This is a genomic window from Methylobacterium sp. C1, from assembly GCF_001854385.1.
Classification (GTDB): domain Bacteria; phylum Pseudomonadota; class Alphaproteobacteria; order Rhizobiales; family Beijerinckiaceae; genus Methylobacterium; species Methylobacterium radiotolerans.
This window is the reverse complement of sequence record NZ_CP017640.1, coordinates 1,328,895-1,348,322: the sequence shown is the minus strand read 5'-3', so window position 1 is coordinate 1,348,322 and position 19,428 is coordinate 1,328,895. Positions and strand designations below refer to the sequence as shown.

21 protein-coding genes are annotated in these 19,428 nt (G+C 72.7%); 9 read left to right on the top strand and 12 right to left on the bottom strand.

Translation table 11 applies throughout. The annotated features are described in order from the left end of the window. Position 1 precedes the first annotated feature (1 nt). Positions 2-787, bottom strand: a complete 786-nt coding sequence (locus BKE41_RS06345; RefSeq protein WP_070998740.1) for an NAD(P)H-dependent oxidoreductase — start codon at positions 785-787, stop codon at positions 2-4. 91 nt (positions 788-878) lie between these two features. Here BKE41_RS06345 and BKE41_RS06340 point away from each other — a divergent pair, with 91 nt between their 5' ends. Beyond that, positions 879-1,829, top strand: a complete 951-nt coding sequence (locus BKE41_RS06340) for a LysR family transcriptional regulator (protein WP_043073282.1) — start codon at positions 879-881, stop codon at positions 1,827-1,829. On the opposite strand, the gene BKE41_RS06335 is transcribed toward BKE41_RS06340, so the two are convergent. The 5 genes from BKE41_RS06335 to BKE41_RS06315 form a co-directional block, all read right to left on the bottom strand. Continuing rightward, on the bottom strand, positions 1,820-2,164 hold the full coding sequence (locus BKE41_RS06335) for a hypothetical protein (protein ID WP_024830794.1): 345 nt from the start codon (positions 2,162-2,164) through the stop codon (positions 1,820-1,822). The two genes, BKE41_RS06340 and BKE41_RS06335, sit on opposite strands and share 10 nt — an antisense overlap. A gap of 200 nt (positions 2,165-2,364) precedes the next feature. Beyond that, positions 2,365-2,850 (bottom strand): SRPBCC family protein, encoded by a 486-nt coding sequence (locus BKE41_RS06330; RefSeq protein ID WP_012318087.1) that lies wholly within the window; start codon positions 2,848-2,850, stop codon positions 2,365-2,367. A 125-nt stretch (positions 2,851-2,975) separates the two neighbouring features. Beyond that, a complete protein-coding gene (locus BKE41_RS06325) occupies positions 2,976-3,539 on the bottom strand; it encodes a glutathione S-transferase family protein (RefSeq protein WP_083374292.1) in 564 nt (187 codons plus the stop codon). 92 nt (positions 3,540-3,631) lie between these two features. Then, entirely contained in the window at positions 3,632-4,270 is a 639-nt protein-coding gene (locus BKE41_RS06320) for a L,D-transpeptidase (protein ID WP_070998739.1), read from the bottom strand. Between the two features lie 134 nt (positions 4,271-4,404). Then, on the bottom strand, positions 4,405-5,391 hold the full coding sequence (locus BKE41_RS06315) for a nitronate monooxygenase (RefSeq protein ID WP_070998737.1): 987 nt from the start codon (positions 5,389-5,391) through the stop codon (positions 4,405-4,407). A gap of 124 nt (positions 5,392-5,515) precedes the next feature. Here BKE41_RS06315 and BKE41_RS06310 point away from each other — a divergent pair, with 124 nt between their 5' ends. Both BKE41_RS06310 and BKE41_RS06305 read left to right on the top strand, forming a co-directional pair. Next, a complete protein-coding gene (locus tag BKE41_RS06310) occupies positions 5,516-6,418 on the top strand; it encodes a LysR family transcriptional regulator (RefSeq protein ID WP_070998736.1) in 903 nt (300 codons plus the stop codon). Between the two features lie 99 nt (positions 6,419-6,517). After that, entirely contained in the window at positions 6,518-7,810 is a 1,293-nt protein-coding gene (locus BKE41_RS06305; RefSeq protein WP_012318082.1) for an ArgE/DapE family deacylase, read from the top strand. Positions 7,811-7,923: 113 nt separating this feature from the next. On the opposite strand, the gene BKE41_RS06300 is transcribed toward BKE41_RS06305, so the two are convergent. Next, a complete protein-coding gene (locus BKE41_RS06300) occupies positions 7,924-8,985 on the bottom strand; it encodes an SDR family oxidoreductase (protein WP_070998734.1) in 1,062 nt (353 codons plus the stop codon). 194 nt (positions 8,986-9,179) lie between these two features. Further along, positions 9,180-10,514: an aspartate aminotransferase family protein gene (locus BKE41_RS06295; RefSeq protein WP_070998733.1), complete on the bottom strand. Its 1,335-nt coding sequence runs from the start codon at positions 10,512-10,514 to the stop codon at positions 9,180-9,182. Positions 10,515-10,681: 167 nt separating this feature from the next. Here BKE41_RS06295 and BKE41_RS06290 point away from each other — a divergent pair, with 167 nt between their 5' ends. The 4 genes from BKE41_RS06290 to BKE41_RS06275 all read left to right on the top strand — a co-directional run bounded on the left by BKE41_RS06290 (position 10,682) and on the right by BKE41_RS06275 (position 13,512). Then, positions 10,682-11,242, top strand: a complete 561-nt coding sequence (locus tag BKE41_RS06290) for a cupin domain-containing protein (RefSeq protein ID WP_012318079.1) — start codon at positions 10,682-10,684, stop codon at positions 11,240-11,242. Between the two features lie 13 nt (positions 11,243-11,255). After that, positions 11,256-11,891: an alpha/beta fold hydrolase gene (locus BKE41_RS06285; protein ID WP_070998731.1), complete on the top strand. Its 636-nt coding sequence runs from the start codon at positions 11,256-11,258 to the stop codon at positions 11,889-11,891. A gap of 35 nt (positions 11,892-11,926) precedes the next feature. Next, positions 11,927-13,246, top strand: a complete 1,320-nt coding sequence (locus BKE41_RS06280) for an MFS transporter (protein WP_029359924.1) — start codon at positions 11,927-11,929, stop codon at positions 13,244-13,246. 68 nt (positions 13,247-13,314) lie between these two features. Further along, positions 13,315-13,512, top strand: a complete 198-nt coding sequence (locus BKE41_RS06275; protein WP_029359925.1) for a hypothetical protein — start codon at positions 13,315-13,317, stop codon at positions 13,510-13,512. Between the two features lie 101 nt (positions 13,513-13,613). On the opposite strand, the gene BKE41_RS06270 is transcribed toward BKE41_RS06275, so the two are convergent. From BKE41_RS06270 to BKE41_RS06260, 3 genes are all read right to left on the bottom strand, one after another. Next, positions 13,614-14,483 (bottom strand): amidohydrolase family protein, encoded by an 870-nt coding sequence (locus BKE41_RS06270; protein WP_043073279.1) that lies wholly within the window; start codon positions 14,481-14,483, stop codon positions 13,614-13,616. A 2-nt stretch (positions 14,484-14,485) separates the two neighbouring features. Then, the gene (locus tag BKE41_RS06265) at positions 14,486-15,790 is read right to left on the bottom strand and encodes an MFS transporter (RefSeq protein ID WP_012318074.1); all 1,305 of its coding nucleotides are present in this window, start codon (positions 15,788-15,790) and stop codon (positions 14,486-14,488) included. Positions 15,791-15,930: 140 nt separating this feature from the next. Beyond that, a complete protein-coding gene (locus BKE41_RS06260) occupies positions 15,931-16,452 on the bottom strand; it encodes a hypothetical protein (protein WP_012318073.1) in 522 nt (173 codons plus the stop codon). Between the two features lie 228 nt (positions 16,453-16,680). Between BKE41_RS06260 and BKE41_RS06255 the strand changes: the two genes are divergently transcribed. Continuing rightward, the gene (locus tag BKE41_RS06255; protein ID WP_024830804.1) at positions 16,681-17,442 is read left to right on the top strand and encodes a phosphodiester glycosidase family protein; all 762 of its coding nucleotides are present in this window, start codon (positions 16,681-16,683) and stop codon (positions 17,440-17,442) included. A gap of 195 nt (positions 17,443-17,637) precedes the next feature. Here the strand turns inward: BKE41_RS06255 and BKE41_RS06250 are convergent, their stop codons facing one another. Next, positions 17,638-18,756, bottom strand: coding sequence for an NADH:flavin oxidoreductase/NADH oxidase (locus BKE41_RS06250; RefSeq protein WP_029359928.1), 1,119 nt, complete (start codon positions 18,754-18,756; stop codon positions 17,638-17,640). A gap of 187 nt (positions 18,757-18,943) precedes the next feature. Between BKE41_RS06250 and BKE41_RS06245 the strand changes: the two genes are divergently transcribed. Beyond that, complete coding sequence (locus BKE41_RS06245) at positions 18,944-19,417, top strand: hypothetical protein (RefSeq protein ID WP_012318070.1); 474 nt, start codon at positions 18,944-18,946, stop codon at positions 19,415-19,417. Positions 19,418-19,428 lie beyond the last annotated feature (11 nt).

The following is a 19,428-nucleotide window of genomic DNA, read 5'->3' as shown; positions in this document are numbered from 1 at the left end:
GTCACGTGCCGTCGCGGTGGAGGGCGAAGCCGCGCGCGCCCGGCGCCTCCAGCCCCGGCCGGAGCTGCATGCCGGGGATCAGGTAGTCGCCGCCATTCTGCCGCCGGAACGGGATCGGGGGCGTCGTCGCGAGGGCGGACAGCCGGTCCCGCAGGCGCTCCGCGACGGCCGCGAACGCGGCCGCGTCGAGTCCGTCGGCCCGGTAGACGACGAAGGGCGGCAGCACCGCGTAGCCGGGATAGTGCAGGATCCCGTGCTGGATCGGGAACAGCAGGTCGTCGATCGGCCCGTTGATCCCGCGCGCGGAATAGTGCTCCTCCCAGCCGCCCGCGGTCACGATCAGCATGGCGCGCCGGCCCGCGAGGCGGCCCTCGCCGTAGCGGTCGCCCCAGCGGCGGTCGCTGTGCTCGCCGACGCCGTAGGCGAAGCCGTGCGCGTAGACCCGGTCGATCCAGCCCTTGAGGATCGCCGGCAGGCCGAACCACCAGAGCGGGAACAGCAGGATCAGCTGATCGGCCCAGAGGAGCTTGGCCTGCTCGGCGACCACGTCCTCGGTCAGGCGGCCGGCCGCGGCGGCCTGCCCCGAGGCGGCCGGCACGTGGAGGCGCGCCTCGGGGGCGACGTCCGGGAAGTCCGCGCGGTCGACCGCCGCGGTCCAGTTCATGGCGTAGAGATCGGACACCGCGACCGCGTGGCCCTGCGCCGCCAGCGCGGCCACGGTCTCGTCCCGGAGCGCGCCGCAGAGGGAGCGCGGCTCCGGATGGGCGAAGACGATCAGGGTGTTCATGGTGCGGGCTCCGTCGTGGCGCGGGACCCCCTGCTAGCCCAGGGCCGATCGTTCCGGTACGTGAGGCGTCCGGATAGGATTATGCCGCGGAATGGATAGATCCGACGTCACCCTGGAGCGCATGCGCAGCTTCGTCCGGGTGGCCGAGCGCGGCAGCCTGTCGGCGGTGGCGCGCGAGTTCGGGGTCGGGCAATCGACGATCACCCGGCACCTGCGCGAACTCGAGGACGCCCTCGGCGTCGCCCTGATCAGCCGGACGACGCGGCGCCTCGCCCTGACGGCCGAGGGCTTGGCCTATTACGAGAACAGCCTGCGCATCCTGCACCTCGTCGAGCAGGCGGGCGCCGAGGCGCGGGACCGGCGGGACGCCCCGGCGGGCACCGTCCGCCTGTCGTGCACGGCGGCGCTGGGCGTCCTCCACGTCGGCGCCATCGTCTTCGCGTTCCAGGATCGCTACCCCGACATCTCGGTGGATCTGAGCCTCACCGACGAGCGCGTGGATCTCGTCCGCGAGGGTATGGATCTGGCGATCCGCCTGGGCCCCCTGGCCGACAGCGCGCTGAGACTCCGGGCCGTCGGGCGGTCGGAGCGTCGGCTCGTCGCCGCCCCCGCCTACCTGGCGGCGCGCGGCCGGCCCCTGACGCCGGAGGATCTCGTCGGCCACGAGGGGATCCGCATGACGAACGTGGCCGGGAGCGGTACCCTGGTCCTCGAAGGACCGGAGGCCGGGCGCCGCGCGGTGCCCTTCGGCGGCCGCCTCCGGGTCGATCACGGGCTGGCCGCGCGGGCGGCGGTCCTGGCCGGGCGGGGCATCGCGCCCGCGCACCGCTGGCTGGTCGCGGATTGCCTCGCCGACGGCCGGCTCGAGGCGGTCCTGCCGGACTACGCCCTGCCGTCGGTGCCGCTCAGCCTGCTGATCGTGCCCGAGCGGGCCGCGATCGCGCGGGTCCGGCTGCTGGCGGATTTCCTCGCCGCGGAGCTCCGCGCGGTCCCGGGGATCGTGCCGGAGCCCGCCGCGCGTGCGGCGTCGGCTCAGCGATAGCCGTAGCGGCTCTTGGCGGCGGCGAGCAGGTGCAGGGCCTCGCCCGACTTGCCGGCCGAGCACTCGGCGGCGGCGTGGGCGAGGTCGGCGTTGAAGCGGTCGCCCACCGGCTTGTTGAGATTGCCGGTGGCCACGTCGCTGTCGACGATCGCCTTGGTGCGCGCGATCTCCGGGCCGCAGCCGCTGCCGGTGGGCAGGGACAGGGGAGCCGGGATGACCGGCGCGGGTTCCGTGACCGCGGGCGTGGCGCGCTGCTGGCAGGCGCCCAGCGCCGCGACGGCGAGGGCGACGAGGCTGAGGCGCATCGGGAGACGGGACGCGGGCACGGCGATCATCCTGTTGGGGCGCGAGGGGCCGCGCCGCCGAGGTTTTGGGCCGAGCTTGGCAGTGGGTCAATCGCCCCGGCCACATGCCGAAGGGGCTCGGAACGCGGGACCCTGAACGCGGGAAACGCGCGATTCCGCTGGCGTCGGAGGGACTTGGTGCGCGCCGCCGGCATCCTGCACCGGCGGCGCGCTCCGAATCGTGACGGGGCTTACTTGGCCTTGTCGGCGAGGGCCTTCAGGCCGGAATCGTAGATGCCCTGGATCGCGTCGGTGGCGACCGTGTCCGGCGCGCCCTTGGCGTTGAAGGTCCCGGTCCAGGTCACCTTCGAGCCGGAGCCGGCGGGGGCGACCGAGAGGGTCGACTTGTAGTCCGAGACCGGCAGCGGGCTCTCCAGGATCGTGTAGGTGTAGCTCATCACCTTGTCGTCGCGGGAGACCTGCTCCTCCTTGATGGTGCCGCCGCCCTTGAGGCTGAGGGTGCGGACCTTCATGCCGTCCTTGTCCGACAGGACGCACTTCTCGATGGCGGGGTGCCAGTCGCCGATGCCGCAGAACTCGCCGATGGTCTGCCACACCTTGGCCGGCGGCGCGGCGATGTCGGCCGAGCGCGTCACCTCCAGGGCGTAGCCGGGCACGGTGGCCGCGGCGAGCGCCAGGGCGGCGAGGGGAAGGGACCGGCAGAAAGCGAAGGGCATCTCGGGGTGTCTCCGTCCGTCTCAGGTCGCGGCAGGGGCCGCGCAGGCTCTGATGGCCGCGCAGGAGCTAGGCCGGGAGGGTACGCTCGGCAATGGGCGGGAGCGACGGCGCATGACTTTCGCGATCAGACGACGCGATCCGTGATCGTCTGCGCGTAGGGCACGGAGTCCGCGAACGACGGACGCGCTTCCAGGCGGTCGCTGAGCCGGGCGAGGTTCGGATGCCGGGCGCGCCAGTCCAGCTCGGGGAACCGGACGGAGAGGTAGCCGGCGACGGTGCCCGCCGCGATGTCGCCCAGCGTGAATCGGTCGCCCACCGTCCAGTCGCGGTCGCCGAGGAGCCGCGCGATCTCGGCCAGCCCGCCCTCGATCTTGCGACGCTGGCGGGCGAGCCAGGGGGCGCTCCGGCCGGCCTCGTCGCGCTGGCGCTCGAAGAACGTGAGCACCACCGCGTCGCAGATCCCGTCGCACAGCACCTCGTAGCGGCGCGCGGCCAGGACCCCGTCGGGATCGGGCGGCAGCAGCGGCGGATCCGGATGCTTCAGCTCCAGCCATTGCAGGATGTAGCTCGACTCGTAGACGCTGCCGCCGGCCGGCAGGAGCAGCACCGGGAGCTTCTCCAGCGGGTTGTGGCGGGGCACCGTCGTGGCCGAGTCCCAGGGCACTTCGGTGACGAGTTCGAACGGCAATCCCTTCTAGGCCAGCGCGATCCGGACCTTCCGGGCGTAGGGGCTCGGGGTGGCGCTGATCAGCCGATACCGGGTCTCGACCATGCCCCGGCCTACCAGCCGTCCATCTCGTCGGTGTCGACCGGGTAGCCGTAGACGGTCGCGGGCGCGTATGCGGGGCGGGCCGCGGGCCGGTAATAGGCCGGCACCGACCGGCGCCCCATCTGGTCGCTGTTCGCCAGCAGATCGTCCGGCTCGTAGGGGCTGCGGTGCCGGGCGACCCGGGAGCCGCGCTGGCCGCGGTCCGCCATCGGGACATCCGCCCCCTCGATGACCACCCGCGTCCGGCCCATGCCCTGGCTCTTCACGAGGTTGAACAGGGTCGCGGCGTTGCGCACCGACAGGCGCACGCAGCCGTGCGAGGCCGCGCGCCCCAGGCTGCGGACGTGGTTGGTGCCGTGGATGGCGTGGCCCTGGGTCGTGAAGAACATCGCGAAGGGCATGGGCGCGTCGTCCCACTCCTTCGAGAAGTGCGTGCGCTCCATCCGGAACGGCCGGTAGGCGCCGGACGGCGTGTCGTAGCTCGCGACGCCGGTCGAGACCGGCCAGGAATAGCGGGGCTGCCCGTCGACCGAGACCTCCATGCGCTGGGTGGTCTTGTCGACGTTGACGAGCACGTCCGCGCTGGCCGTCGCGGGGATGCCCGCACACAGGAGAAGCCCGGACAGGACGGAGATCAGACCGATACGCATGAGCGACTCCGACACGGGACGCGCCTCGACAAACCGCGACGGTTTGCCGTCACGCTAAAGCCCCGGCAACACCGAGGTTCCGGCCCGCCGTGCCCCTGCGTAGTCACGCTTTGCTGAGCGTCCCCGCGACGCCCTCACGGCGCGGGCGCGGCGATGGCTGAGACCCGGCGGATCGCGGCCTCGGCCTCCTCGGCGATGCGCCCGACCAGGTCGCCGGCGCCCGGCAGGTCGTCGATCAGCCCGACGGCCTCGCCGACCGTGACGTTGGCGACGTCGTAATCGCCCGCCGCGTCGGCATCCTCCACGTCCCGGCGCCGCTCGGCCGAGGCCGCGCGCAACGCGTCCTCGCGGCCGTGCCACGTCTCGATGAACGCGTTGCGCAGGAGCCGGCCGGTATAGGGCGCCGGCCAGGCCCGCTGGCGGGCGATGTCGTAGACCCGCGTGCGGATCGTGTCGTCGCCGGTGGCGGCGAGAACCCGCTGCTTCGCGGCCGGGTGGATCAGCGCCTCCCGCGTCGCCCAGAATCGCGTCCCCATCAGGACACCGTCGGCGCCCAGCGCCAGGGCGGCGGCGAGACCGCGCCCGTCCGCGATGCCGCCCGCCGCGAGGAGCAGCGTCTCGGGGCGCTCGCGGGCGATCAGGTCGGCGACCGCCGGCACGAACGCCGCGGTGCCGCGGGCGGTGAGGCCGTGGCCGCCGGCCTCCGTCCCCTGCGCCACCACCACGGCCGCGCCGACCTCCAGGGCGCGCCGGGCCTGCGCCAGGGTGTGCACCTGGCAGATCAGCCGCACGCCGGCGGCGCGGATCCGGTCCGCGAACGGCGCGGGATCCGCGAAGGAGAGCATCAGGGCCGCGGGCGACCGGGCGAGCGCCGCGTCGAGGAGCGACGGGTCCCGGGCCATGGACCACGTGATGAAGCCGCAGCCGACCCGCTGATTGCCCGCGCGGGCGAATTCCCGGTCGAGGGTCGCGTGGTCGCCGTAGCCGCCGCCGATCAGGCCGAGGCCGCCGGCGGCGCTCACCGCCGCCGCGAGGGCGCCCCCCGAGGCCGGGTCCATGGGGGCCAGCACGATCGGGTGCCGGAGCCCGAAGGCGTCGGTGAGTCTGGTCCTCAAGGCCATGGGTCCCCTCCCCGCGGAGCGTCTCGGTCGCGCGGTTGCGCGCGCCGCCCGTCCGGCCTTAACGATCCGTACGATGCGGAAAAAATGATTCCTTCAGAAGGAAGGCATCGGAAAAGCAGATGGCATGAACAGCACCGACCTGATGTTCTTCGCGGCGGTGGCCGAGACCGGCGGCATCGGGCGGGCGGCGGCACGGCTCAACACCGTCCAGTCCAACGTCACCGGCCGGATCCGCGCCCTGGAGCAGGCCCTGCGCGTGCCGCTGTTCCACCGCGGCAGCCGCGGGGTGACGCTGACCCGGGCCGGGGAGCGGCTCCTGCCCTACGCCCTCCAGGTCGGGCAGCTGCTCGCGGAGGCGCGGCACGCCCTGCTGGCCGAGGGCGAACCCCGCGGACCGCTGCGGATCGGCGCCATGGAGACGACCGCGGCCCTGCGCCTGCCCGGCCCGCTCGCCGACTTCGCCGCGCGCCACCCGGACGTGGACATCGAGCTGGAGACCGGCCCGACCGAGCGGCTGATCGCCCGGGTCCTCGACCGGAGCCTGGAGGGGGCCTTCGTGGCCGGCCCGGTCGCGCAGGCCGACCTCGTGGGGATCCCGGTCTTCACGGAGGAGCTGGTGCTGGTGGCGCACCCGGCCGTCGGCAACCTCGCGGCGCTGCTCGACCGGCTGGCCCGGGCGCGCGACGCGAAGGTGCTCGTGTTCCGGGCCGGCTGCTCGTACCGGAGGCGCCTGGAGGATTTTCTGGCCCGCCAGGGCCTCGTGCACGTGCGGCGCATGGAGTTCGGCACCCTCGACGGCATCCTCGGCTGCGTGGCGGCCGGCCTGGGCGTGACCCTGGTTCCGCGGGGCGTGGCGGACCCGGCGCACCGCGCCGGCCGCGTCTCGCTCCACCCCGTGCCCGACGGGGACGGGCACGCCCCGACCCTGCTGGTCCACCGCGCCGACGTCCGGCCGAGCGCGGCCTTCGCGCGGTTCGCCGAGCAGGTCCAGGCGGCCTTCCCGGATTCGCCGTCGGCTTCGCCCTAGGGCCTCGGTTCCGGCACGGACCGTGCCCTTGACAACCGCCGGTTGACAGCGGCCCGAGCCCGGGCGCTTCCTCCCGGCCGCAGACGGTTCGGAGTTCCCATGGCCCTCGACCCCACCCTCGCCGCCGAGATCGAAGCCTCCGTGGCGGAGGGCTTCGCCGATCAGGTCGCCCACACGCAGGCGCTCGTCCGGTTCGCCTCCCTGCGCGGGGAGGAGCATGCCTGCCAGGATTACGTGTTCGAGCAGTTCCGCGCCCGCGGCTACGCCACCGAGCGCTTCGCCATGGACCGCGGCGCCATCGCGGCCCATCCGGGCGGCTCGAAGATCGACGACGCGCACCACTCGGACGCGCCGATCGTCGTCTGCCACCACCGGCCGGGCACCGAGACCGGGCGCTCGCTGATCCTGCAGGCCCATGTCGACGTGGTGCCGCCGGGTCCCCTCGACCTCTGGACCCATCGACCCTTCGACCCCGTGATCCAGGGCGACTGGATGTACGGCCGCGGCGCCGGCGACATGAAGGCCGGCCACGCCGCCAACCTGTTCGCCCTCGACGCCCTGGCCCGGCTCGGCCTGCAGCCAGCGGCCTCGGTGACGGTGCAGTCCGTGGTCGAGGAGGAATCCACCGGCAACGGCGCCCTGATGACCCACCTGCGCGGCTACCGGGCCGACGCCGTGCTGATCCCCGAGCCCGAGGACGAGAAGCTCGTGCGCGCCAATACCGGCGTGCTGTGGTTCACCGTCGAGGTCCGGGGCGTGCCGGTCCACGTCCGCGAGATGGGCGCGGGCGCCAACGCCATCGACGCCACCTACCGGGTGATCGGCGCGCTGCGCGAGGTCGAGGCCCGCTGGAACGCCGAGAAGGCCGCGCACCCGCATTTCGAGACCGAGGACCACCCGATCAACCTCAACATCGGCAAGATCGAGGGCGGCGACTGGGCCTCCTCGGTCCCGGCCTGGTGCCGGATCCACTGCCGGGTCGCGCTCTACCCGGGCGTCACCGCCGCGCAGGCCGCCGCCGAGATCGAGGCCGCGGTGGCGTCCTTCTCCCGCACTGACCCGTTCCTGGCCAACAGCCCGCCGCGGGTGGTGTTCAACGGCTTCTTCGCCGAGGGCTACGTGCTGGAGGCGGGCTCGGAGGCCGAGGCGGTGCTCGGCCGGGCCCACGAGCGGGCGATCGGATCGCCGCTCCAGAGCTTCATGACGGCGGGCTACCTCGATACTCGCGTCCACGCCCTCTACGACCGGGTGCCGGCCCTCTGCTACGGCCCGACCTCCCAGAACATCCACGGCTTCGACGAGCGCGTGAGCCTCGCCTCGGTGAAGCGGATCACGACCACCATGGCGCTGTTCGTGGCCGAGTGGTGCGGGACGGAGCGCAAGGTCTCCTGATCCGCCGCCGTCTTTGCGAGCGCAGCGAAGCAATCCACGGCAGCGCTGCGCTCACGGGCGTCGTGCATCCCTGGGTCGCTTCGCTGCGCTCGCGATGACCGTGGTGTTCTCCGTCAGGGGATCAGCCGGTCCGCCCGGAGCTGGGCGAACAGGTCGTAGAATGCGTCGTCGGTCGGCTGATAGGCCGTGAAGCCAAGGCGGCGGCTCTTGCTCATGTCGGTGACGACCTCGATCGGCCGGCCGAGATCGGCGTCCGTGTGCCAGGGGGAAGCCAGCTTCTCGAGGTTCGGCTCGGCCAGCCCGTAGCGCTGCGCGATCTCCGCCCAGGCCGGGCCGTCCTGCGCCATCCGCGGCTCGAGCGGCCGGTGCGTGCCGTCGAACGGCACCGCCTCGATCCCGAACCAGGCGGCGATCCGGCCCCACATCCAGCTCCAGCGGAAGACGTCGCCGTCGACGACGTTGAACGCCTCGTTGGCGGCCCTCGGCTCCGTAGACGCCCAGAGCAGCTGGCGGGCGAGAAGCCGCGCGTCGGTCATGTCGGTGAGCCCGTTCCACTGCGCGGCCGAGCCCGGGAAGAGGAACGGGCGCCCCAGCTCCCGGCACAAGGTGGCGTAGCAGGCGAGCGTCGTGCCCATGTTCATGGCGTTGCCCACCGCCTTGCCGATGATCGTGTGCGGGCGGTGGACGCTCCAGGTGAAGCCGTCGCGGGCGGCGGCCGCGAAGACGGCATCCTCCTGGGCGTAGTAGAAATTCTCGATGTCGAGGCGGCCCTGGTCCTCGCGGAACGGCGTCTGCGGGAGCTTGCCTTTGCCGTAGGCCTCGAACGGGCCGAGATAGTGCTTGAGCCCGGTGACCAGGGCGACGTGGCGGACGCTCCCCTTCGGGCGGAGCGCGTCCAGCAGGTTCTCGACCATCGCGCGGTTGACGCGGATCATCTCCGCCTCGGTCGGGCGCCGCTGCCAAGTCGCGAGGAACACGTGGGTCGGAGCGAGGTCGGCCAGCGCCTTCTCCAGCGAGGCCGGGTCCTGCAGGTCGCCGGCCACCGGCTCGACGCCCGCCTGGGCCACCGGACGGCGCGCGAGGCCCGCGACCCGCCAGCCCTCCTGCTGGAGCAGCGCCGCAGTGGCGCTGCCGACGATCCCGGTGGCGCCGACGATCAGGGCGGTGTTCGACATGGAAACCCTCGCGCCCGGCCCAAATCCGGGTCCGGGGCAGATGGGCACAGGCGGTGCTGCGACAACCCCGCCGGGCAGCGGGGACGCCTGTGCGCCGCGCAAGGGTTGTGTGCTCGCGAGACCTCTCCCGTCATCGCGAGCGCAGCGACGCGACCCTGGATCGCTTCGCTCCGCTCGCGAGGACGGAGGGGCCCTCAGGCGACCCGGTCGATCGCCGCGCCGAGGATCTCGACGATCTCGCCGATCTGGCCGCGCTCGATGATCAGCGGCGGCGACAGCGCGATGATGTCGCCGGTCACCCGGGTGAGCAGGCCGCGCTCGAAGCAGTCCACGAACACCTCGTAGGCGCGCTTGCCCACCGCGTCCGGCCGCGGCGCCAGCTCGATGCCGGCGACGAGCCCGATGGTGCGGATATCGACGACGTTCTTGCGCCCGCGCAGGTCGTGGATCGCCGCGGCCCAGTCGTCGGCGATGTCGGCGACGCGGGTGAGGAGCCCCTCCTCCCGGTAGATGTCGAGCGTCGCGATACCGGCCGCGCAGGCGCTCGGGTGCCCGGAATAGGTGTAGCCGTGGAACAGCTCGATCCCGTCCGGGCCCTGCATCAGCGCGTCGTGGACCGCGCGGCTCGCGAAGACCGCGCCCATCGGCACCGTGCCGTTGGTCAGGCCCTTGGCGCTGGTCACGAGGTCGGGGACGACGCCGAAGAAGTCGGTCGCGAACGGCGCGCCGAGGCGGCCGAAACCCGAGATGACCTCGTCGAAGATCAGCAGGATGCCGTGCTTCGTGCAGATCTCGCGCAGGCGCTCGAGGTAGCCCTTCGGCGGGATCAGCACGCCCGTGGAGCCCGCCACCGGCTCGACGATGCAGGCCGCGATGGTCTCGGCCCCGTGGAGCGCCACCAGCCGCTCCAGATCCTCGGCGAGCTCCGCGCCGTGCTCGGGCTGGCCCTTCACGAAGGCGTTGCGGGCCGGATCGTGGGTGTGGCGCAGGTGGTCGGTGCCGTTGAGCTGCGGGAAGACCCGCCGGTTCGACACGATGCCGCCGACCGACAGGCCGCCGAAGCCGACGCCGTGGTAGCCGCGCTCGCGCCCGATCAGCCGGGTGCGGGTCCCCTGCCCGATCGCCCGCTGGTAGGCGAGCGCGATCTTGAGGGCGGTGTCGACCGATTCCGAGCCGGAATTGGTGAAGAACACCCGGTCGAGGCGCTTGCCGGGGCCGCCCGGGGCGATCTCGGCCAGCCGCTCGGCAAACTCGAACGCGATGGGGTGGCCCATCTGGAAGGTCGGGGCGAAGTCGAGGGTCGCGAGCTGGCGCTCCACGGCCGCCGCGATGCCCCGCCGCCCGTGGCCGGCATTGACGCACCAGAGGCCCGCGGAGCCGTCGAGGACCTTGCGGCCGTCGTCGGCGGTGTAGTGCATGCCCTCGGCCGACACGAGCAGGCGCGGCGCCGCCTTGAACTGGCGGTTGGCCGTGAACGGCATCCAGAAGGCGTCCATCGCGGGCGTGTTGCGGAGCGGATGGTCGGTCATGGGGCGGTTCTCCGGGGCAGGCGGCGCGGATCGGGCGGCGGGACCAGGGGACACCTTCGCCGATCGGGCAACAAGTCCTTTTCTGGTCGCCGCCAACCCCTTGCAGGATCGGGGCCGCGGGTGGCACCGTTGCGGGATCCGCAACACCTGAAACGGGCCTGAGCCGGATGAGCATCGATGTCGGCGCGCGCCTGCGCTTCGTTCGGGCCCGCCACGGCCTGTCGCAGCGGACGCTCGCCAAGCGCGCCGGGGTGACCAATTCCGCGATCTCGCTGATCGAGGCCAACCGGGTGAACCCGTCGGTGGGCGCCCTGAAGCGGATCCTCGACGGCGTGCCGATCGGCATGGCCGAGTTCTTCGCCCTGGAGCCGGAGCCGGAGCGCAAGGCGTTCTTCGCCGCCGAGGAGCTCACCGAGATCGGCCGCCGGGCCGCCAAGGGGGCGATCTCGTACCGGCAGGTCGGCGACAGCCTGTTCGGGCGCAAGCTCCAGATCCTCAAGGAGCGCTACGAGCCCGGCGCCGATACCGGCCGGGTGCCGCTCTCGCACGAGGGCGAGGAGGGCGGGATCGTGCTCTCCGGGCGCCTGGAGGTGACGGTGGACGCCGAGCGCCGGATCCTCGGCCCCGGCGACGCCTACAGCTTCGACAGCCGCCGCCCGCACCGGTTCCGCTGCGTCGGGCCCAATCCCTGCGAGGTGGTGAGCGCCTGCACGCCGCCGAGCTTCTGACCGCGCCGATCCCATGCCGAGCGACAGCGTCGTCCTCCTGCACGGTCTGGGGCGAAGAGCCGCCTCGCTCGCCCGGATGCGCTCGGCCCTGACGGCGGAGGGCTACCGGGTGTTCGCGCTCGACTATCCCTCGACCCGGCACGACCTGCCCACCCTGACGTCGACGCTCCGCCCAAAGGTCGCCGCGATCGCCGGCGCGACGGCGGGCGCCGTGCATTTCGTCGGGCACTCGATGGGCGGTCTCCTCGCGCGGAGCCTGATCGCGGATGCGCGGCCGGACCGGCTCGGCCGCCTCGTCATGCTCGGACCGCCCAACCGCGGCAGCGAGATCGCGGACCGGCTGCGGCATGTCGGGCTCTATCGCCGCCTGCTCGGGCCGGCCGCGCTGTCGCTCGGGACCGCGACGGTGCCGGTCTGGCCCGATCCGGACTACCCGATCGGCGTCATCGCCGGCACGCGCAGCATCGATCCGGTCGGCTGGCTGATGCTGCCCCGGCCGAACGACGGGCGGGTGAGCGTCGCCCGCACCGGGATCCCGGGCCTGCACGGGCATCTGGTCCTGCCCGTCAGCCACGCCCTGATGATGAACCATCCGACCGTGATCGCGCAGACGGTGCGGTTCCTTGCGACGGGGGCCTTCGCCGCGTAACCGTGAATTCAAAATACCGTTACGCGCGAGGATCGATGGCCGTCACCACAGCCGCCCCGGCCGCCGGGCCCGGACAGAACCAGTCGGCGCGCGCGGCGCTGGCGGCCTTCGTGGGCACCACGATCGAGTGGTACGACTTCTTCATCTACGGCACGGCGGCGGCCCTGGTGTTCGGGCCGCTCTTCTTCACGGCGGAATCGCCCTACATCGCCACGCTCTCGGCCTTCGGCACCTTCGCGGTGGGCTTCCTGGCCCGGCCGCTCGGCGGCCTGATCTTCGGGCATCTCGGCGACCGGTTCGGGCGCAAGCGCGCCCTGGTCGCGACGCTCGTGATGATGGGCATCGCCACCTCGTGCATCGGGCTTCTGCCGACCTACGCCTCGGTCGGCCTGTGGGCGCCGGTGATGCTGGTGGTCCTGCGGCTGATCCAGGGGCTCGCGGTCGGCGGCGAGTGGGGCGGGGCCGTGCTGATGGCCGCCGAGCACGCGCCGGCCGGGCGCAACACCTTCTTCGCCTCCTTCGCGCAGCTCGGCAGCCCGGCCGGGCAGATCCTGTCGCTGCTGGCCTTCCGCCTCGCGGGCCTGCTCGACAAGGAGAGCTTCCTGACCTGGGGCTGGCGGGTGCCGTTCCTGGTGAGCATCCTGCTGCTGTTCGTGGGGCTGGCGATCCGCCTCGGGGTCGCGGAATCGCCGGCCTTCGAGAAGGCCCGCGCCGCGGGCGGACCGCCGCCGGCCCCCGTGCGCGAGGTGCTGACGGCCTACCTCAAGCCGGTCCTGCTGGCGGCAGGCGCCAACACCTTCGCGATCGCCTCGGTCTACCTGTTCAACACCTTCATGATCGCGTTCACCACGCAGTATCTCGGCATCGCGCGGGCGACGATCCTCGACGCCCTGCTGATCGCCGCCGTGGTCCAGCTGGTGATGACCCCGGTGGGCGCCCGGATCGCGGAGGTGATCCGCAACGAGCGGCTGTTCCTCCAGGGGACGCTGGTCTGGGCGATGCTGGCCCCCTACCCGCTGTTCTGGCTGGTCGAGACCAAGTCGGTGCCGCTGATCGTGCTGGGCCTCGCCCTCAACGTCATCGGCAGCGCGACCTTCTACGCGGTGATCGCCGGCTACCTCGCGGGCGCCTTCCCGACGCGGGTGCGCTACACGGCGATCTCCATCGCCTACCAGTTCTGCGGCGCCCTCGCCGGCGGTCTCACCCCGATCGTCGGCACGGTGCTGGCCGAGCGCTTTCAGGGCCACTGGTGGCCGATCGCGGTGTTCGGGACGTGCCTCGCCGGCGTGTCGTTCCTGTGCGTCACGGCGATCAGCGGCTACCGGGCCCGGCAGCGGGGCTTCCTGGACGGGTGAGCGCGACCGGTCGAAGGCGCCGGATCCGGGTAACGCCGGATTCAGATCGGAGGTCTAGGGTCGGCGTCATGGATTCGATCGCCGCAGCCGCCGTCCAGATGCTGGGTTCGTCCCAGAGCCAGCAGATCGGCATCGCCGTCGCCAAGCAGCAGCTCTCGGCCGACAAGGCGGTCGCCGGCCTCGTGGCGGACAGCGCCGCCCAGGCGGCGAGCGCCGGCCCGCCGGCCCCCTCCGGACAGGGGCTGAGCGTCGACCGGCGGGTCTGACGGAAACGCCGCCCCCGCTTTCCGGGCCTCGCGCGACCCTGGATCGCTTCGCTGCGCTCGCGAGGACAGCGGGCTCTACGGAGCTTCTCGAACGCCGGCCCCTACGCGAAGCCGTAAAGCCGCCGCGGGTTGTCGACGAACACCATCCGGCGCCTGTCCGCGTCCGGCACCCAGTCCGCCATCAGGTCGAGGAGCGCCGTCGTCCGCGGCGGCCCGTCCCAGGCGGCCACGTGCGGCCAGTCCGAGCCCCAGAGGCAACGTTCCGGCGCGGCGTCGTTGAGCGCCCGGGCGAAGGGGATCGTGTCCGCGTAGGGCGGCCCGGTCACGGAATCCCGGAACGCGCCCGAGAGCTTGACCCAGTTCCCGTCGCCGACGAGGCCGAGCAGCGCCCGGAAGCCCGGATGGTCCACCCCCGCCGAGGTCGGCATGTGGCCCATATGGTCGAAGACCAGCGGCACCGGCAGCCGCGACAGGCGGCCGGCGATCGGCGGCAGATCGCGGGCATCGAGCAGGAACTGGAGGTGCCAGCCCATCTCGCGGGCGAGCGCCCCGTAGGATTCAACCGCGTCGAGCCCGACCCCGCCGCCGAACAGGACATTGAGGCGCAGGCCGACGACGCCGGCCTCCTTGAGCGCGGCGAGCTCCGTGTCGGGCAGGCCGAGCGGGATCACCGCGACGCCGCGCAGGCGTTGCCGGTGGGCGCGCAGCGTCTCGACCATTAGCCGGTTGTCGGTGCCGTGCACGCTGACCTGGATCAGCACGCCGTTGGCCATGCCGGTCCCGTCGAGCATCGCGAGGTACTGATCGGCCGGCGCCGCCGGGGGCGTGTAGCTCCGGTCCGCCACCAGCGGGTAGGCCGGCGGCAGGCCGATGACGTGGGCGTGCGTGTCGACCGCGCCGTCCGGCACGGCGTAGCGGGTCGGGCCTTCCGGATGCGGGTCCGGGGCGGGGCAGTCTCGGATCTCGGGCATGATCAGGAATCCGCGTGGAGGACCTTGCCGCGCGTCTCGGGCAGCGCGAAGGCCGCCAGGAAGAAGATCCCGTAGGCCACGGCCGCGAAGATCGCGATGGCGGAGGCGAGGCCGGCGCGCTCCGCGAGGTAGCCGACCAGCGCGGGGAACAGCGCGCCGATGCCGCGGCCGAAATTGTAGCAGAACCCCTGCCCCGAGCCGCGCAGGCGGGTCGGGTACAGTTCGGTCAGGAAGGCGCCCATGCCGGAGAAGTAGCCGGAGGCGAAGAAGCCCAGCGGGAAGCCCAGCACCCACAGCACCCCGTTCGAGAGCGGGATCTGCGTGTAGGCGACGATCACCGCGATGGCGCCCAGCGAGAAGATCAGGAACAGCGGCCGCCGCCCGAGCCGGTCGGCGAGCCACGCGCCCACGAGGTAGCCGGTGAACGAGCCGATGATCAGGGCCGCGAGGTAGCCGGTTGACGACACGATCGACAGGTGGCGCTCGGTGGTGAGGAAGCGCGGCACCCAGGTGGTGATCGCGTAGTAGCCGCCCTGGCAGCCCGCCGCCGCCAGCGAGGCGAGCAGCGTCGTCTTGAGGATCGGGCCGGAGAAGATCTCCCAGATCTGCGGCCGGTCGCCCGTGGCGGCGGCCCGCGCGCGGGATTCGGCGGCGACCTCCGGCTCCTTCACGTAGCGGCGCAGGTAGAAGACCAGCAGCGCCGGCAGGGCGCCCACCGCGAACATCCAGCGCCACGCGGTCTCGGGCGGCAGGACCGAGAACAGCACCGCCTGCGACAGGACCGCGAGGCCCCAGCCGATCGCCCAGCCGGACTGGACGGAGCCCACCGCCCGGCCGCGATACTCGGCCCGGATCGTCTCGCCGATCAGCACCGCGCCGGCCGCCCACTCGCCGCCGAAGCCGAGGCCGAGCAGCGCCCGCGCGATGAGGAGCTGCTCGAAGTTCTGCACGAAGGCGCAGAGCAGGGAGAACAGCGAGAACCAGAGGATCGTGATCTGCAGGGTCAGCACCCGGCCGATCCGGTCGGCGACGAAGCCCGCGAGCCAGCCGCCGAGCGCCGAGGCCAGCAGCGTCACCGTGGCGGCGAGCCCGGCCGTGCCGGCATCGACGTGCCACAGAGCCATGATCGTCCCGATCACCAGCGGGTAGATCATGAAGTCCATGCCGTCGAGGCACCAGCCGGCGGCGCAGGCCCAGAAGGTGTGCCGCTCCGGCGGCGTCATCGATCGGTAGAAGGCGGAGAGGCTGGCGTCGCGGATCTCGACCGCGTCCACGCCCGTGGGCCCCTGCCCGGTTGCTGAACTCATCACCGCCTCCCGCCGCCCGATACCAGTATCAGCGTCCCAGGCAGAGCTGTCCAACGATGCGGCGGGTCACGCAAGGAACAGGAAAGGAAAAGGCCGCCCGGAGGCGGCCTGTCCCGTTCTTTTTGGCGGTCGATCGACGCTCAGTAGCAGCGCTCGACCAGCACCCGGCGGTAGCCGTAGGGCGTCCAGCGCACCCGCGGGACCGTGTAGCAGCCGCCGCCGTAGCCGTAATCGTAGGCCGCCGGGGCGTAGTAGCCACCGTAGCCGTAGCCTGGGTAGCCGTATCCGTAGCCGCCGTAGAGGCTGCCGGCCGCGAGGCCGAGCCCGACGCCGAGGCCCAGGCCGCCGAGTCCATAGCCGTAGCCGCCGCGATAGCCGTAGCCGCCGCGCCAGCCGTAACCCCGCCCGTAGAAGCCGCGGCCGTAGCCGAAGCCGCCCGGACGGAAACCGACACCGCGGAAGCCGCCACCGAAGCCGCCGTTGCGGAATCCCCCGAACCCGCCGCCCCGGAAGCCGCCGCCGAAACCGCCACCGTGGAAGCCGCCGCCGAAGCCGCCGCCGTGGAAGCCGCCGCCGCCGAATCCGCGCGCGTCCGCGCTGGCCGGCGCCAAGGCCAGAGCACCCGCCGCCAGCAGGGCCGAGCCGAGCACTGCACCCTTCATCACGTCATCTCCGTGGAAACACGCCCTCTGCGGCTAAGAACGCCCGAATCGGGAAAACGGTCCAGCCCCGCCCGCGGCGCGGCCGCGAGACGCATCCGGACCCATTCGGACCCATTCGGACCCATCCAGCTTCATCCCGGCGCCCTCGGGCACGAAATTCGCCGCTTTCCGGAGCGAAGGGCGCGCCGATCGAGCTTCGCCGTCCCCGAATCGCGTCTTCCGATCGGCATGGAACGAATGATGATGCTGCGCCCGGCTCACGCCTTGTTGATCGTGCTGCTCGCCCTCGCGGCCCCGGCCCGGGCGGCCTCTCCGGCCGCCGCCGAGCCCTGCCGGGCGGTCGAGGCCCAGGGTGAGACCTTCACGGTCTGCACCATCGACCTCCGGAAGCAGCGGCTGCGGCTGTTCTGGCTCCAGGACGACGGCAAGCCCTACGGCGCCCTCGGCACCCTCGCCGAGAAGCAGGGCGGCCGCCTCGCCTTCGCGATGAACGCCGGGATGTACGACAAGGACCAGGCGCCGGTCGGCCTCTACGTCGAGGACGGGCACGAGCTGAAGCGCGTCTCCACGACCGACGGGCCGGGCAACTTCCACCTGAAGCCCAACGGCATCTTCTGGGTGAAGGGTGAGCGCGCCGGGGTGGTCGACACGGCCCGCTATCTGCGGGCGAAGATCCGGCCGGATTTCGCCACGCAGTCCGGGCCGATGCTGGTGATCGACGGCCAGATCCACCCGAAGATCGCCGCCGACGGGCCGAGCCAGAAGATCCGCAACGGCGTCGGCGTGCCCGGCGACGGGCATGTGGCGATCTTCGCGATCTCCGAGCGCCCGGTGACCTTCGGGGCCTTCGCGCGGCTGTTCCGCGACGATCTCGGCTGCCGCAACGCCCTGTTCCTCGACGGCTCGGTCTCCAGCCTCTACGCGCCGAATCTCGGCCGCTCGGACATCAGCCGGCCGCTCGGGCCTCTGGTCGGGGCTCTGCCGCGCTGAGGGGCGGTTCCGGGCTTGCGTGACTGCGGCGGGTTGGCCCTCGATCCCGATCCCGCGATCAGGCTGGCTCAGACGACGCCCGCACCGCCATCGCGGGCTCGCCCGCGGCCCTCGGAACGACGGTGCGGTCGGCCGGCGACGGAGCACCCGCCGCGGCTCGTCCGCCGCCGGCCGTTCCAGGCGCGGCGGCCGCCCTCAGCGCTGGCCGAAGGCCGTGTCCTTGAACAGGTCCTTGTACTCCCGCGGCTGCGAGCGCCAGTACTGCCTGGGCGCGCGCACCCGGGCGCCGAGCTCGGCCGCCGCGTGCCAGGGCCAGCGCGGATCGTACAGCATGGCGCGGGCGAGCGAGATCGCGTCCGCCTTGCCCTCCTGCAGGATCGTCTCCGCTTGGTGCGCCTCGGTGATCAGCCCCACCGCGATCGTGGTGAGGCCGGTCTCCGCCTTGATCCGCTCGGCGTAGGGCACTTGGTAGCCCGGCCCGAGCTTGATCGCCTGCTTCGGCGAGACGCCGCCCGTGGAGACGTGGAGCGCCGGCGACCCGGCCCGCTTGAGCGCCTGGGCCAGCTCGATGGTCTCGTCCAGGTCCCAGCCGTCCTCGACCCAGTCGGTGGCCGAGACCCGCAGCCAGACCGGGCTGCCGGCGGGCACGACATCGCGCACCGCGTCGTAGACCTCGAGGGGGAAGCGCATGCGGTTCGCGAGGCTGCCGCCGTACGCGTCCGTCCGCTTGTTGGCGATCGGCGACAGGAACTGGTGCAGCAGATAGCCGTGGGCGCCGTGCAGCTCCACCGCCTCGATGCCGAGGCGCACGGCCCGCTTGGCGGTGGCCACGAACGCGTCGCGGACGCGCTTCAGGTCGGCGGCGTCGAGGGCGTGGGGCGGGACCTCGCCCTCGCCGTGGGCGACCGCCGAGGGCGCCTCGGTGCGCCAGCCGTAGGCGTGCTCCGGCGGAATCTGCTGGCCGCCGGCCCAGGGCGCCTCGCTTGAGGCCTTGCGCCCGGCATGGGCGATCTGGATGCAGACCGGGATCGGCGCGTACTCGCGCACGGCGTCGAGCACCCGACCCAGCGCCCGCTCGCAGCCGTCGTTGTAGAGGCCGAGATCCCAGGCGGTGATCCGCGCCTCCGGAGAGACCGCGGTGGCCTCCAGGGTCAGCAGGCCCGCCCCCGACATGGCGAGCTGACCGAGGTGCATCATGTGCCAGTCGGTCGCCTCGCCGTCCCGCGCCGAGTACTGGCACATCGGCGCGACGAGGATACGGTTCTCGAGCGTGAGCGCGTCGAGCGTCAGCGGTTCGAACAGGCGAGCGGTCATCGGCAACTCCTGGTGGAAGGGCCACTCTGGCCCAGGACGGGCGCGGCGGCCAGTGCGGTGCGGCAGAGCACCTCTGCGGGCAGGCGATGCGGGAACTTGCGGATGTGACCGCCCGTTTCCTGGCCTGTCGCCGCATCGCGGCAATCGACGCGAACCGCCTGAGGGGGCGAGATCGCCCGAGGTCCAGATGATGCTCACCAAACTCGCCGTCCCGCTCGTCCTGGCCGCCGGCTGCGCCGCCCTCGCGGGCGCGGCGCAGGCCCAGCCGGCCGCCTTCGGCGGACCCAAGATGCTGATCCACGGCAATTACTGCGGGCCGGGCAACAACGCGCCCCTCCCGCCGATCGACGCCCTCGACGCGGCCTGCGCGCGTCACGACGCCTGCACGCCGGAGGGGGGATTGCCCTCGCAGGCCTGCAACCTGCGCCTCAAGCAGGAGGCGACGCTGATCTCGCGCGATCCAAGTCAGCCGGACGACGTCCGGTCCCTCGCCGGCCTCGTGGCCGCCACCGCGACTCTGATCCCGTCCGAGCCGAACGCGCGGCGCGTGCCGGCCTCGGTCACCACCGGTCCCGCCTCGGGTGCCTACGTGCCCGCCGTGACGCGGCCGGCGCCGACGGTCGATGTCGACCCCGACGACGACGGCGCCGACGCGGACTGAGGCGAGCCGCA

What these genes read in the sequence shown, in the direction of transcription:
- BKE41_RS06335 (WP_024830794.1), bottom strand. Translation starts at nt 2,164, where the DNA reads ATGATCGCCGTGCCCGCGTCCCGTCTCCCGATGCGCCTCAGCCTCGTC.
- BKE41_RS06300 (WP_070998734.1), bottom strand. Translation starts at nt 8,985, where the DNA reads ATGTCGAACACCGCCCTGATCGTCGGCGCCACCGGGATCGTCGGCAGC.
- BKE41_RS06245 (WP_012318070.1), top strand. Translation starts at nt 18,944, where the DNA reads ATGATGCTCACCAAACTCGCCGTCCCGCTCGTCCTGGCCGCCGGCTGC.
- BKE41_RS06295 (WP_070998733.1), bottom strand. Translation starts at nt 10,514, where the DNA reads ATGACCGACCATCCGCTCCGCAACACGCCCGCGATGGACGCCTTCTGG.
- BKE41_RS06275 (WP_029359925.1), top strand. Translation starts at nt 13,315, where the DNA reads ATGGATTCGATCGCCGCAGCCGCCGTCCAGATGCTGGGTTCGTCCCAG.
- BKE41_RS06255 (WP_024830804.1), top strand. Translation starts at nt 16,681, where the DNA reads ATGGAACGAATGATGATGCTGCGCCCGGCTCACGCCTTGTTGATCGTG.
- BKE41_RS06340 (WP_043073282.1), top strand. Translation starts at nt 879, where the DNA reads ATGGATAGATCCGACGTCACCCTGGAGCGCATGCGCAGCTTCGTCCGG.
- BKE41_RS06260 (WP_012318073.1), bottom strand. Translation starts at nt 16,452, where the DNA reads ATGAAGGGTGCAGTGCTCGGCTCGGCCCTGCTGGCGGCGGGTGCTCTG.
- BKE41_RS06265 (WP_012318074.1), bottom strand. Translation starts at nt 15,790, where the DNA reads ATGAGTTCAGCAACCGGGCAGGGGCCCACGGGCGTGGACGCGGTCGAG.
- BKE41_RS06250 (WP_029359928.1), bottom strand. Translation starts at nt 18,756, where the DNA reads ATGACCGCTCGCCTGTTCGAACCGCTGACGCTCGACGCGCTCACGCTC.
- BKE41_RS06330 (WP_012318087.1), bottom strand. Translation starts at nt 2,850, where the DNA reads ATGCCCTTCGCTTTCTGCCGGTCCCTTCCCCTCGCCGCCCTGGCGCTC.
- BKE41_RS06310 (WP_070998736.1), top strand. Translation starts at nt 5,516, where the DNA reads ATGAACAGCACCGACCTGATGTTCTTCGCGGCGGTGGCCGAGACCGGC.
- BKE41_RS06315 (WP_070998737.1), bottom strand. Translation starts at nt 5,391, where the DNA reads ATGGCCTTGAGGACCAGACTCACCGACGCCTTCGGGCTCCGGCACCCG.
- BKE41_RS06280 (WP_029359924.1), top strand. Translation starts at nt 11,927, where the DNA reads ATGGCCGTCACCACAGCCGCCCCGGCCGCCGGGCCCGGACAGAACCAG.
- BKE41_RS06305 (WP_012318082.1), top strand. Translation starts at nt 6,518, where the DNA reads ATGGCCCTCGACCCCACCCTCGCCGCCGAGATCGAAGCCTCCGTGGCG.
- BKE41_RS06320 (WP_070998739.1), bottom strand. Translation starts at nt 4,270, where the DNA reads ATGCGTATCGGTCTGATCTCCGTCCTGTCCGGGCTTCTCCTGTGTGCG.
- BKE41_RS06285 (WP_070998731.1), top strand. Translation starts at nt 11,256, where the DNA reads ATGCCGAGCGACAGCGTCGTCCTCCTGCACGGTCTGGGGCGAAGAGCC.
- BKE41_RS06290 (WP_012318079.1), top strand. Translation starts at nt 10,682, where the DNA reads ATGAGCATCGATGTCGGCGCGCGCCTGCGCTTCGTTCGGGCCCGCCAC.
- BKE41_RS06345 (WP_070998740.1), bottom strand. Translation starts at nt 787, where the DNA reads ATGAACACCCTGATCGTCTTCGCCCATCCGGAGCCGCGCTCCCTCTGC.
- BKE41_RS06270 (WP_043073279.1), bottom strand. Translation starts at nt 14,483, where the DNA reads ATGCCCGAGATCCGAGACTGCCCCGCCCCGGACCCGCATCCGGAAGGC.